Source organism: Sporocytophaga myxococcoides, assembly GCF_000775915.1.
GTDB lineage: Bacteria > Bacteroidota > Bacteroidia > Cytophagales > Cytophagaceae > Sporocytophaga > Sporocytophaga myxococcoides_A.
This window is the reverse complement of record NZ_BBLT01000006.1, coordinates 183,304-196,901: the sequence shown is the minus strand read 5'-3', so window position 1 is coordinate 196,901 and position 13,598 is coordinate 183,304. Positions and strand designations below refer to the sequence as shown.

General features: G+C 33.6%; 9 protein-coding genes. All 9 read right to left on the bottom strand.

The window, feature by feature from the left end; all coding sequences use genetic code 11:
• Positions 1–35: 35 nt before the first annotated feature.
• Complete coding sequence (locus MYP_RS15245; RefSeq protein ID WP_045465006.1) at positions 36–2,006, bottom strand: DUF3857 domain-containing protein; 1,971 nt, start codon at positions 2,004–2,006, stop codon at positions 36–38.
• A gap of 9 nt (positions 2,007–2,015) precedes the next feature.
• Entirely contained in the window at positions 2,016–3,971 is a 1,956-nt protein-coding gene (locus tag MYP_RS15240; RefSeq protein ID WP_045465004.1) for a transglutaminase-like domain-containing protein, read from the bottom strand.
• Positions 3,955–7,236: a toxin-antitoxin system YwqK family antitoxin gene (locus MYP_RS15235; protein WP_045465002.1), complete on the bottom strand. Its 3,282-nt coding sequence runs from the start codon at positions 7,234–7,236 to the stop codon at positions 3,955–3,957. The genes MYP_RS15240 and MYP_RS15235 overlap by 17 nt, the downstream gene beginning before the upstream one ends.
• Before the next feature lie 261 nt (positions 7,237–7,497).
• The gene (locus MYP_RS15230) at positions 7,498–9,405 is read right to left on the bottom strand and encodes a hypothetical protein (protein ID WP_045465000.1); all 1,908 of its coding nucleotides are present in this window, start codon (positions 9,403–9,405) and stop codon (positions 7,498–7,500) included.
• Between the two features lie 303 nt (positions 9,406–9,708).
• Positions 9,709–10,089 (bottom strand): group III truncated hemoglobin, encoded by a 381-nt coding sequence (locus tag MYP_RS15225; RefSeq protein ID WP_045464998.1) that lies wholly within the window; start codon positions 10,087–10,089, stop codon positions 9,709–9,711.
• Between the two features lies 1 nt (position 10,090).
• A complete protein-coding gene (locus MYP_RS15220) occupies positions 10,091–10,837 on the bottom strand; it encodes an acyl-CoA desaturase (RefSeq protein ID WP_045465514.1) in 747 nt (248 codons plus the stop codon).
• Between the two features lie 235 nt (positions 10,838–11,072).
• On the bottom strand, positions 11,073–12,437 hold the full coding sequence (gene hemN, locus MYP_RS15215) for an oxygen-independent coproporphyrinogen III oxidase (RefSeq protein ID WP_045464997.1): 1,365 nt from the start codon (positions 12,435–12,437) through the stop codon (positions 11,073–11,075).
• Positions 12,438–12,440: 3 nt separating this feature from the next.
• Positions 12,441–13,133: a sulfite exporter TauE/SafE family protein gene (locus MYP_RS15210; RefSeq protein ID WP_045464995.1), complete on the bottom strand. Its 693-nt coding sequence runs from the start codon at positions 13,131–13,133 to the stop codon at positions 12,441–12,443.
• Positions 13,134–13,137: 4 nt separating this feature from the next.
• Positions 13,138–13,572, bottom strand: coding sequence for a FixH family protein (locus MYP_RS15205; RefSeq protein ID WP_045464993.1), 435 nt, complete (start codon positions 13,570–13,572; stop codon positions 13,138–13,140).
• Positions 13,573–13,598: the final 26 nt, after the last annotated feature.

Genomic DNA, 13,598 nt, shown 5'->3' with positions numbered 1-13,598 from the left:
AGATAAGCACTTGTGGTTTTTATTAAGTTTATACCTTATTCCTTTTCAAGAACAAGCGTAATCTTGTTAAAATCAGCTGCTGCATTAATTACTTTCCGGAATTGCTCAAATATCTCAACCGGATAGTTAAGCTTCTTGTAATACTCTTCCACATCAATTGTTACTATTCTGCCTTCCAGTTTATATGAAGAGGTAAAGCCCATGGAGTTTTCGGTTCCGTCTTTGAAAACAATGTTTTTATTAAGGTCTTTCAGGTTTGGAATCTTATAACCCTGAGGAATTTCGAACTTAATCTTTCTTACATATTCATTTGGATAATCAAGAGAGATCTCTGTATTCCTTTTCTTATCCTGATATAATTCATTCTGTGGCCCAATAATTTCTCCTATTTTAAGCAAGTATTTACCACCTGCTTTTTCAATCAGTTCATCGCTTTTTAGAGTACCAGAAATAAGCATTGGCTGAACAAATGGAGAAATATTTTTGTCTACATTTTTGACTGTAACATTGCTAACATGTCCGTCTTTAGCCTGGCTTTTTAAAATCTCATCAAACAATTCTTTACGTTTAACTTCAGGAATCAAATCGTAATATGGCTGTATAAACATAGCTTTATATCCTTTCAGACTTCTCTCTATTGAGATTGTTGAGTTGTCATTTTCCAGATCAACGGACAAATTGATATTGAGATTATCATGATTCAACTTATAATCAACAGAAGGTATCAACTTGATTTCACTTAGTCCAGTGGTATAATCACCAACTGTAACAGGCTTGATTACCATTGCATAATTACCCAGAAAATAGGAAGGTATCATTGGATAACGGAACTCAAACTGTACAGGTGACATGTATTTGTCGAGTTTGTCAAAATAGATCAGTTGCTCATCAAGATAATCCCAAGATTCAAACTTGGGGTCAAATCTCTCACTGGTCTTATCATTAGAAAGTGCCAGTCTGTGGCTGACTTCAGCTCTTTCAAAAAGTTTAATAAACAACCTGGTCATTCCGAATTTGGAACCAAATTTATTTTTTAATATGAAATTAATCTGAGAACTTTCACTACCACCATTTTGATTTACAATAAAATTACCCTTAATGTGATTTTCTATAAACCTGATTTTATCTTCTTCAGAAGCAGATTTATCAAGCTTTATTTTCTTTAAGAGTCCGTCTACCTGTTTATCGATTTTAGAATCTGTAACATGAGTATTGGCATAAATAGTTTTAGCTGCTTCGGCAAAGGTTACTATTTTTGTTTTACCTGTACTTTTATTGTTGGCAATTTTATATTCAAGACGCATTACATTTGCCCAGTAATCGCTATATTCTTCCTTAGGTAGTGCATTAGTTTTATTCACCTTCAGAGATATGTGTCTTTTATTTTCTATAACAGTATCTTTAACCTGTGCATTGCCATTATAAACTTTAGTATCATAGGTTAAAAACTCGGGAACAATAAGTTCAAAAGAGTAATTGTAGCTTGGGTTTGAAAACTGAATATATCTTCTTCCAGAGTTAGCAGGATATTTTTTAAGCTTATAAATGTATTCTATTTCACTTCCCACCTCAACTCCTTCTACTGCGAAAACTTTGAAAGCCCCTTTGTTCTCCAGATTTTCAATTTCCTTCATGTGACTTTTATCCGTAAGGACAATTTTCCCGTCTTTGCTAATTGACCTAACTTTAATATCAATAATATCCATCACATTAGCCAGTGATATGGATAATTTATTGTATTGCTCAATTCCAGACTCATTATTAACAGCAACAATAAGGTGGTGTACAGAATAAATGTAAGGTTCATTCTTCTCATTATAGGCAATCTCTTCAGAGGCGTGATTTTTAAAAATCACACAAGACTCCTTCTGATCTTCAGCACTTACCTTAAACCTTGCTCTTTTTTCCTCCCAATCATAACTATCGGTTTGGGGCTTTTGTGCAAACAGAGTTATTACATTACAAAAAATAGCAAAAAAGATAACTTTTTTAAAAAGCTTATTCATATTGATGGTTTAATTTTCAACGATAGAGATGTTTTCCTTATAGGCTTTATTTAATTCTTTGATCATCTTATTCCATGTAGGGAATTGATCCTTTTTAAGAATAAGAAAGTCTATGTATATTTTTTTGGTATAGACAAGTTTATCTTTTTTTAATTCATACTGAATCTCAAAACCAAAATCCTTTTCATTAATTTTTTTGTTATCAGGAATATATTTCACTTTATATCCTTTTGGAATATTTAAGGTAGTGACTTCCGTCATTTCATATTTATAATCTTCTTCAAAGTCTGTCTTTCTGTTTGAGGATTCAAAATTTAGAGAAGAAAGGTCTTTATTCAGATTTAAATTAATAAATACCTCTTTGCCTGATTTTAAAGAGTAATCTTCAACTTTAAAATCAAACTTTACAATAGTTGGTTTTTCCCTTTCAGAAGCATTTTTAACAATAGGATTGGTTACTTTGCACTTGTTGTTTCCTTTTGATAAAAAGCTATTGAAATAATCCACTTTATCTTCCTGATCTAGGTTTCCATATACATGAGCAAAAGTAATTTTTGGATATCCTTCCATATATCTCTTACCTCTTCCTTTCAGACTGTTCTTTTCAAAATCCACGTGGACAGTATCTATAATTTTGTTTTTATTTCTTTCCATTAATGGTACTTTAAGCACCATACAGCTATCTTTTCCCATTACTATCAATCCTTCTTTATCCTGAATCATAGAAGTTGGCTGCCCATGCAACTGATATTTGCCAGTGGCATCCAGAAAATAGTATTTATCATCAAGTTTAACTGTAGCTATCATATGATTAAAGTTACAGCTTGATGGAATTTCTGAGACTGCATAAGGAATGTCTCTTGAACCAATAAGCGTAAGATATGCCGGAATGCTGGCAAGCTTGTGCATATATGTGGTTATATTTGCCATATCTTTGCAGTCACCATATCGCTTTCTATATACTTTTTCAGCATCTCTTGGTATAAATCCTCCATAGCCATCTTCAAAAGCAATGTATCTGATATTGTCTTGCACCCAATAAAAAATCCTTTTAGATTTCTCAAGATCTGTTTTTGCCCCAATAAGCAAAGAATCTACAAGCCCTTTAATTTCTTTCTCCGAATCTTTATTAATCCCTTTTACAAGATTATAGGTCCACTGGTACAGTTCTTTGTAGTTGGAAGAGTAATTAACAGTGCCGTTTTTAAGTTTCAACGATTTGATGTAAACTATAATTTGAGGTGCATAATACCTGATATTTGGAGCATTTGCATCACGTTCTAGTCTTGGAACATTTTTCATTTTCCAAGTTGTAATAATTTTACTGCCTTTTTTAACCTCGCTTTTTTCAAGTGCAGTTTCCTCTATACCTAATACTTTATATCCAATTTCAATCTTGTTATTATAAGTAATAGACAATTCAGAATTTAAAGACATTGCCTCAGCACTGAAAAAGTAAGGACCGAAAAGCCTAGGTTCTAGATAAGACTCTTTGTAGAAAAGTGATGATTTTGCTCCCCTTTGAAGTGATGGGTAAATAAATTTCTTAACTTTTGAATCATTAAAAAAAATGCCTCTCTCCTGCACATTCTCATCTATAAATTCAGTAACTTTTATAGTCCTCATGCCTCCATCTCCTTTAGGAATCATACACTTAGCTTCTACCTCACTTACCTTGAGCATGCCAGAATAGTATATTTCCTTTTCTGAAAGGATATTTGCATTGTCTTTCAGATAGATCATTTCAGAAAAGTTTTCTGTGTTGATAGTTAATGTATCAGCATGAATATCCAGGAAGATTGACTTCTTTTTATTCAGGTAGATTGCCAGTTCGTCCGGATACTGTTTGGATAACGAATTTACATCCTGAGCAAAAATTTTTGCGGAAATACTAATTAATACCAGGTAAAAAAGGAACGTCCTCCTTAATGATGTATTTATTCTATTTTTAATAAGTCCAACCATCCACGTATTTTTTTTCTTTCACCAATTTGCCATTGACATCATAAAATCTGGAAACTCCATGAAGAACCCCAAGTATGAAATTTTCAGAACATTTAATGTTTCCGTTAGGATAATAGGTAATCCGGACACCATTTAATTCATCTGCAAAATAATCTGCCTTTTCTTTAATCTTTCCGTCGGGATAATATACGATTCTAGGTCCTTGAGTATCTCCGCTTTTGTAGTTTTTTTCATACCATTTTTTACCGGAAGGAAAATATACAATGAATTTACCTTCTCTCATACTTTTATCCAATGCAAACTCCATAGCCTTGTTACCATTGGAGTAATACCCTGTAATCTGGGCTGTTTCATTGGCAACGGGAATCAGGTCACTGTTAGCACCGTTTTTCATATTGTTGTATGAAACCAGAACATCGTTCTCAAAATTTCTTAATAAAATAACTTCTTTTCCATCAGGAGCATAGTAAACGTTTGGGCCGTTAAGGTTATTATCTTTGTAAGTAAATTCGCTGTTTTTCGTACCATCTTCATTAAACCATACCCAGAGACTGTCTCTTGCTCCATCAGTATATTTGCCAATCGAGCTTATGGTCTTTCCATCTGAATAATAAAACTTCCAGATCCCTGTTCTTTTACCCAGAAAATAATTACCCTTAAATTCTGATTTTCCCTCTTCAGTAAAACCTTCGGAAGGTCCATGCTTTAATCCGTCTATGTAATTGTATTTCTCTTTGAGTTTGCCATTAGGATAAAATTTCTGATAATCTCCCTGATATAATCCACCCTGCATTTTAACCTTTACGTATGGTTTGTTATTTAGATGTTTATGGGTAAAATCTCCTGTTCCATATTTTAAGGTACATGTAGAGTAGGCTTTACCAGTAGAGTCGAACAATGTTTCTTCCGCAAATACACCATCTTTTAGCACAGTTATAAGACGCTTGTAGCCAGCAGCGGAATAATCTTCATAAACCCCATATTCTTCACCTTTGATATAATAATTAACATTGCTCAACTTGCCATTTGGATAATATCTGTACCAGTAACCTTCTTTATTATCATTGACATAATATCCTTCTATAGATGTATTGCCGTTGGAATAAAAGCCTTGATAAAAGCCGTCAAGTGATCCGTCTTTATAATTAAATTCTGATTCTTTCTTGCCATTTATATAAAAAGTTTTGGCAGATCCGTGCTTAACTCCGGCTTTATAATTTACCTCAGAAGTAGCTATACCTGTTAATTCATAAAACTGCCAAACACCTTCTCTTAATCCATTTTTATAGGTACCTTCTGACATGAGATTTATTCCATCAGGGAAGAGAGACTTTAACTTTAGAACTCCACCTTTTTCTTTATTTTCAGATATAAACTTACCGGACTTATCAAAATATCTTACACCTTTTAACTTGCCATCTTTGTAATCAAGAATATAATGAAGTTTGCTATCTGTATCATACACTTTGTGCTCACCATTCAGCTTGCCTTTTTCATTATAATTACATTCTTCAAGGAGCTGGCCTGTTTCAGAATATTTTTTCCATGAACCAATGTTTTTACCATCTTTAAAATTAGAAACCTCACCTTGTTTTCCATTATCATAGTAATGGTTCCATACTCCTTCCTCCTTATCATCTTTTAAAAGGCCTTCAGAAGCAACTTTTCCATTGTTATAGTATGATTTATAGGTACCATTATACTTGCCATTTTTATATTCCCCTTCCTTCACCAGGCTTCCGATATTATTAAAGTCCTTAGCTTTTCCCTCTTTTAATCCATTAATAAAATTAACCTCACTCTTGATACTGCCACTATTGTAAAAACTTTTAGATGAGCCATTTAATTTATCTTCTCTAAAGATGTTAGAAGTTTCAAGTACTTCAGCATTGTTAAAGTATTTAAGCTCTCCCTGAATACTCCCATTCGCCATAGTGCAGCTATATTTAATTGCTCCGTTGGGATAGTAGAATTTGTAAGGTCCATCAGACTTTCCTGCATTATAACTTTCGACTTCTTTAAGGTCACCATTGTCATAGTAATATTTCCACTCTCCTGTTTTTTTGCCATTGTTGTCGTAATTACCTTCTGCACTGACAACTGTATTGGGATAATAAAATATCCAGTGCCCTGTTCTGATCGTATTCTGAGCATCTTTATAATTTCCCAGCGAATGAATAAATCTGGTTTCATAATACCAGGCATTTAACATTTGACCTTTTCCATCTATACTAACTTTTTTCTTAGTAATATCCTTAGATAAATAATTGGATGCCCATGAAAAAAACTCCTCCTTCTTAGTCTGATTTTTCTTCAGCCAGTTTTGAACATCTGGTATATTTAAGCCAGAGAGCATTGTATAAACAAAAGGTTCTAGATAGTTTTTCTTATTCAGTTCTACAAAAAAAGGCACATATTGCTGCATCCAAATTGAAGTGTCAGAAGCTTTATATTCAAGCTTTTCAAGGAAAAGCTGAGTTTGTGAAACAAATGGATAATTGAGTTTAACTTTATGCTTGTATTTACTGCTCAAAGCTGCTTTAGACTCTATAATAGTTTCAAGGTCTGCAAAACTGTAATTAGCTTTATCTTTATTTTCGGGGAGATTGATTTCTCCTTTTACAAGTTTCTCAACTTTAGTAATTACATCAAGAGCATTTGATCCACCGGGCTTAAGGATAAGATACATATAACTGGCCAGCATATAAGGAACCAGTTTACCTTCTTCAGAAGCAATAGAAGATAATCTGTAATGGCTTAATGGGTGGAATGGATTGTAATTCTGAATAACATCTTTGTACATTGCCATTGACTTGGGCAGGTTCTTTTTTTCGTATGCCAATGCACAATTATATCGAGTAAGGAAATCCCAGGGGTATTTTTTTAAGGCATACTCATCTACCTTTATAGCTTCATCAGTTTTACCCATTTTATCCAGGGCTACTCCTTTGCTTCTAAGAAAATGATTTTCACTTTTGGAGTTATATGATAAGCCCTCATCAGCTATTTTGATCCCTTGTACAAACTGGGAATCAGCTATATAAGAAAGCGAAAGCTCCGCAAGTGCCCAAACGTAATTGCTGTCATTTCTATCCACTTCTTTAAGCTTCTCAATTGCCTCTTTATACTTACCTTCATCAAACAAAGTAACTCCCTCCTTGATGATTTCAGCTGAATTGATGATGAATTTTTTCTCTTGAGCAACTGAAGACAGGCTTTGCCAAAATAAAAGGCAAAGCAGAAATAAAAAAAAATTATTAAACATAGATTCCCCTTTATTATTATTATTTTTTATAAAAAATCAAATGTAAATTTAATTTATAATTTTAAGTTGGAATTGAAAATAAGGAAGAATCTTATATAAAAAAACAAATAGCCTTGTTATAATTAAAGAAACGAAGAATCCTTACTATGAGCAACTTAAGTTTTATTGACAATTTAACCATTTGAAATGCTCTAAATTTACCTCTACATTATTGTCGCGTAGTACAGTCTTTAGCATAATAATTAAAAGCAAAGGATCCGATCACTTTTCACATCCTTCACAATACATATTTTTCAGGTATTGATCTTTTAAAAGTTGAAAAGTAATGCCGCCATTAGGAGATGAATTAAAAATTTTACAGAACCTTTCTTTATTAATATTGATTGCATTTAACATGATTGTGCGGTATTCAGACGACGCAGTTTTTTTACTGTCAACAATTGTTAGATTTAAATAATAAAACAATACATCTTCATTGACATCTACCTTTTTAACGTATTTTAAAAGTACCTTTTCAGCCCAATCCAGCTTACTGTAACTTGAAAAATACCTGGCAAGATTCAAGGCATCATTTTCATTGGCGACTAAAGTAGAATATTGCGTCTGGATATATTTGACAGACTTATCTTTTTCTGCATAGTTCTTCAGTGAAATCTGATATTCACTACGGATGATGTGATAATTGATGAGCATCCTTTTAATAAGGGTTTGATCGATTCCCATCTTCTGCAATGCCATTATTTCCACTCTCAATTCCTCCGGGTCTATACCACCCTGACTGTAAACCCATGACCTAATTTTGAGTGCAGTAAGGTTATACTTAATATTTTTATTACCTGGCATCAGCAACTGAAGCTTTTCAAAAAGTCTGATGCTTGTATAAAGATCGGTTTCATTTTCCTGATAATTAAATATTGCATATTCAAACAACAATGATCCATAAGTATATGTCTCCGGTATCTTGATGGATTGCATATAGTCCTGAGGCAATGATTTATTTCTTATTTTGGAGAAAATAACTTCCTGAATGGCTCTGGCTTCTTCAATGTTTTTATCAATTATAGCTTTTTCAAATGAGGCTTTTAACTTTTCAGGATCATCACCCACTTTAACTTTTTTCTCAAGATTAATCATTAAAATGGCTTTGCGATGCCCTTTTAAGATTGGCTCCAACTGATCTGTCAGCTGTTTGTCCTCAAGCTTCTGCTTTATTTCTATTTTACTGAGTAATTTTAAATGGGAAAACTTTGATTCTGAAATATCCTCCAGAAATTCAACCCAGTTTTCAGAGGCCTGAACATCTTTATTGATCTTTTCTGTCTGATAACCTTGTAAAATCCTGATGATACTTTCAGCTCTCTTTTCCTGCAGTTCTATGTTTCTTTTTTCAGGACCTTCTACAGATGAATAAGCTCTGATTTGAATATCCTTAATTTCATAATCATTAAGTTTTAAAGAATCCGTAAGTGCCTTAATGTCAGAAGGTGCATACTCAAATTTATTCTTTTCAAAAGGTACTTCGACCTTCATACTTTTGCTGAATAACTGGTATTTTTCAGAGGTCAATTCCTTTGCTCCTGCTAATGCTTTGGAAGGAATAGTATCCATGAAAAGGCCCATTTCAAGAAGTCCCCACCTGTCCCAAGGAACGCTGAAAAAGGTATTGATATGACAAACATATTTATTACTGATCAGTAATAAATTGTATTCTAACTCTTTACCTACCAGTTCGTCCGGAATGGTACCAACTTTCACAAATACAAATCCCTTCTCATCTACCAGGGCAGTCTTTTTAAAATCTTTCCAATATACAGGTTCCATTAAATAACCATCATAGGCCCAATGTTTATTAGCCCTGTTGCCTTTAAGTTTGCACGAATACAGATCTCTGCTCACAATATCCACCGCCATCCCATCTTGTGATTTGTTAAAGAGTAACTCCAGCCATCTTGAATCTGTGAGAACAAAATAGATATCATTATCCTGAACCGTAAACCCAAATTGTACATCTGCAGGTTTTTGCATAAGCACCTGCATGCATGAGGTACATGCTTTTCCCTGATCCTGTGTCGGGTTTTTCAGACCATAAACATCTTCTGGCACTTTTAATGATTGTGTCTGACTTACAAGAGGATAAAAGAAAACAAAAAGTATAAGTAAATATTTCATGATATTATTGAATTCTAACGAAATTGAAGTTTAGAGAGATACAATATTTTTTTTAAAAAAATAAAATATATAACTGTCTGTTAAAATGATGTTATATAGGCATTTCAAAAAATTGAATATCTCCAGAATTGAAATTATGCAAAAAATTACATTTTAAAAACAAGGAAAACTGACTATATATGAAATTATCGTCAAAGAGAATTTTATCATTTATAATAATAAAAAATAAATAAAAACCGAATAAAAAACCAAAAGCCAATCCTTTTATAGATTGGCTTTAAAAGTTCAAAAAATGATGTCCCCTTAGTCCTCCAGAAGCCCCATTCTATATTGAAATGTAAGAGCTATCTGCTCTCCTTTTACTTTTGCCATGTCCGCAACTGGCCCTGAGAACTGCTCATCTATATTGGCCTTAAATAGTCGAAGCCAAACATCGAAGTGCTTGGATTCAACGGGCAACTGAGTATGGACTGGAAATGGACGTCCTTTATATTCTGGAATTCCTAATAAAAGATAATTCCAGAACTGGTACATTTTAGGAAGGTGTTTCTCCCAGTTAACCTTTGAAAAGTCATTGAAAACATAAGACAACAACTCATCTTTGTTCACCTTTTCATAAAAGGAATTTACCATACGTTTTACATCTTCCTCAGATGTAATATCCTTTAATCGGTCCGTTACCATATCACATATAGTTTAAGTCGTTATTCAGTTTAAGCTTTATTACTCCAAGCAAGTTAAAGAGCTTGATAACAGGATAAGTTGGATCAAATTCATGCCATTTGACTCCAAAGTTTGCTCTTCCTCCAAGTTTATGATGATTATTATGATAACTCTCTCCCATCATAAGAAAATCGAATGGAAGTAAATTCTTAGCTGTATCAGATACTTTGAAATTTACATATCCGAATTTATGTGCAAACCAATTGATGATTGCTCCATGTACAGGTCCCATTAAATAATGGATCGGTAACAACAAATACATCCACCATGCAGTGGCAAATTCCATATAAACAAGTGTATAAAGCACTCCCCAGCCTATCCTCACAGCCCAGATATCACCGATCTTTTCTATAAATCTCCAGTATGGTACACCTTTGGTAAATTTTGCATCAATATTGGCTCTATGATTTAGAATATCATTATAAATATTTTTTGTCTTCCACATCATATCAAATAAATTTTTGGAATAAGAAGGAGAATGCGGATCTTTATCTGTATCAGCATAGGCATGGTGTAATCTATGCATAACACCATATGCATAAGGACTTAAATAAGATGACCCCTGAAATATAAAGGTCATCACGTAAAATACTTTCTCCCAGGTTCTGCTCATTGTAAACATTTGATGAGCTGCATACCTGTGAAGAAAGAAAGTCTGAGCAAATAAAGAAAGGTACCAGTGTGCCAGAAAGAAATACAAAATAATCATATAATTAAGTTTAATAATTCGTTTTATAATAGTAAAAAAAAAAGCTATTCCTAAATCGCTCAGCCAGCTCTTTATCATCCTTAGACCTGCGAAGGATCTGATAGTCACAAAACACATTTGTTATGATTTACAAATCTGCCAGATAGCTAAAGTTTCATTCTTTTAGAATTCTCATATGTTTCGCATGCACAACATGACCAATTTATGGTTTCAGGAAAAGGGTTAGAGATGAGTTCTATACCACCTTAGAAAATTTTACTTCTTTGGTTGATGATGCTTGCATCCTCGCGTCAAGAGCCATGCAAATATTTCTCATAAAAGGTTTTCCTTTTTCTGTTACTTCCAATGAATATAATCCGAACCTGATAAGATCATCCTTCTCCAGATCTTTCATTCTTCCAATGCCATCATACAAACCGATTGATTGCTCTCCCGGTGAAGACCAGCTAGTATAAAATTTACACATGATATTAAGAATATGTTGTCTTAAAATCATATCTTGATTACTCAGAATGTGGCCTTTAAATACTGGAATTTTACCATCATTAACTTTCTCAATATAATCTTCAACAGCCTTGATATTTTGTGCATATGCTCCCCATAGATCGCTGATAGCAGATACACCAAGACCTATCAATCTTGAAGTATATTGACTGGTATACCCCATAAAATTTCTGTGAAGAGCCTTGTTAACAGAAGCTTTATACAAAGAATCTGATTTTAAGGCAAAGTGATCCATTCCAATTTCAACATATCCGCTTTGCTCCAACAGATCTCTTCCTCTTTCATATAAGTCCCTTTTGGATTCATCAGAAGGAAGATCTGCTTCTGAAAACTTTCTCTGTCCTGGCTTTATCCATGGAACATGCGCATAGCTATAAAATGCGATGCGGTCAGGTTTTAATTGTCTTACTTTTTGAACTGTATCTTCTATTCCTGATATAGTCTGAAATGGTAAACCATATATTATATCATATCCTATTGAAGTGTACCCAATTGCCCTTGCTGTTTCAGTAACTGTTTTAACACTGTCATATGTCTGAACACGGTGAATAGCATGTTGAACGATTGGATCAAAATCCTGTATACCAAAACTTACTCTTTTGAAACCTAGATCGTAAAGTGTCTGTAGATGCTGCTCCGTTGTATTATTTGGATGCCCTTCAAATCCGAACTCTGCATCAGATGATGTTGAGCAGGTATCTAGTATGCCATCAATAAGTTTCTTGAGATTTTCTGGTTTAAAGAATGTTGGAGTACCACCTCCTAAATGAATCTCTTTAATAACCGGAGTTTTTTTCATAAGCTTTAAATATAAAGCCCATTCTTTTAATACTGTATTGATATATGGAATCTCTACATCATGATTTACAGTAATCCTTGTATTGCATCCACAAAATGTGCAAAGACTTTCACAATATGGAAGGTGTATATACAGGCTTACTTCTTCATTATCATTAATAAATGATTTGAATATTTCCTCCTGCCATTTCTCCATACTGAATAAATCATTGTCCCAGTAAGGCACAGTCGGATAACTGGTGTATCTTGGCCCTGGCACATTGTATTTCCTGATAAGATTATTTTGATCCATGTCCATATTTTAGTGACAAGTTTGACTGTGACAACAACTGCGTACTTCACCATTTGAAGATACCTTGGTATTTAAACCTCTCATTACAAGCATCACCCCAACTATACATCCTATCAATGGTATGATCTTAAAAAAGACAGGTTTTATTTTTCCCCTTAAGAGATTTCCTGTCAGACCTACTGCCAGCATCATAGGCATAGTGCCTAATCCAAACAACGTCATGTAGATTGCTCCAGAAATTGAGTCTCCGGTCGCAATTGCGCTTAGCAGGGTTATATAGATAACACCACATGGTAGCAATCCATTTAAAATTCCCAATATAAATAATGAAGTAAAACTTGATTTCTGAAAATACTTTTGGAAGCCTGCTTTTACCTTTTGATTCAGGGAATTGAACAGCTGATTGAATAAAACAATTTTAATTGGGTTGTAAATGAAAATGATTGTCCCAATAATAAGAATGCCAGCACTTATAGAGAGTACTTTCTGCAGGCCCACAGCAACAAAACCTTCACCTACAAAACCTGAAACTAAACCAAAAGAAGCGTATGTAAGAATTCTCCCAAAGTTATACAAGAGATATTTAAATAGCTTATTCCACTTATTAGTTGTCCTTACGGGTAGTGCAAAGGCCAAAGGTCCACACATGCCAAGACAATGGAGACTACTTACCAAACCTATTATAAATGCAGCATAAAACATAACATTAGCTTATTATGATTGACTTTTCGTAGTAATATTTTTTCCCTCCGGAACTATAATCTACCTGAACTTTATAATATCCTTTCTGAAACAACTCTTTTCTGAAGACCTCAACACCATTCTTGGAATTGATAAGTCTTTTAACATCTTTCCCAGCATCTGAGGGTCTAAAGAATAATACTTCACCTGTTATATTATTCTGTATTAGTTCATCAGGAAATTTTATAATTACGTTATTGTCTGATACGATACAGCTTAACGAATCCTTTAATTGCATCTGATTACTTTGCTTCTCAATCTGATTTTGAAACTGTAGTTCCTTTCCGTAATAATCTTCTGTAACAAGATCAAACTCTTGCCTGAAAGCACTGATAACCAGAAAGGTCATAAAACTTACAAAACCCAGTGTAAGAATTGTTATTCTATATCCCCAGCTCATCTTTTTTTATGTTTTGTTGAAGTGTA

Bases quoted from the DNA above. Each gene is read 5' to 3' on its own strand.
- MYP_RS15235 (WP_045465002.1), bottom strand. From the start codon at position 7,236: ATGTTTAATAATTTTTTTTTATTTCTGCTTTGCCTTTTATTTTGGCAA.
- MYP_RS15225 (WP_045464998.1), bottom strand. From the start codon at position 10,089: ATGGTAACGGACCGATTAAAGGATATTACATCTGAGGAAGATGTAAAA.
- MYP_RS15210 (WP_045464995.1), bottom strand. From the start codon at position 13,133: ATGTTTTATGCTGCATTTATAATAGGTTTGGTAAGTAGTCTCCATTGT.
- MYP_RS15245 (WP_045465006.1), bottom strand. From the start codon at position 2,006: ATGAATAAGCTTTTTAAAAAAGTTATCTTTTTTGCTATTTTTTGTAAT.
- hemN (WP_045464997.1), bottom strand. From the start codon at position 12,437: ATGGACATGGATCAAAATAATCTTATCAGGAAATACAATGTGCCAGGG.
- MYP_RS15205 (WP_045464993.1), bottom strand. From the start codon at position 13,572: ATGAGCTGGGGATATAGAATAACAATTCTTACACTGGGTTTTGTAAGT.
- MYP_RS15220 (WP_045465514.1), bottom strand. From the start codon at position 10,837: ATGATTATTTTGTATTTCTTTCTGGCACACTGGTACCTTTCTTTATTT.
- MYP_RS15230 (WP_045465000.1), bottom strand. From the start codon at position 9,405: ATGAAATATTTACTTATACTTTTTGTTTTCTTTTATCCTCTTGTAAGT.
- MYP_RS15240 (WP_045465004.1), bottom strand. From the start codon at position 3,971: ATGGTTGGACTTATTAAAAATAGAATAAATACATCATTAAGGAGGACG.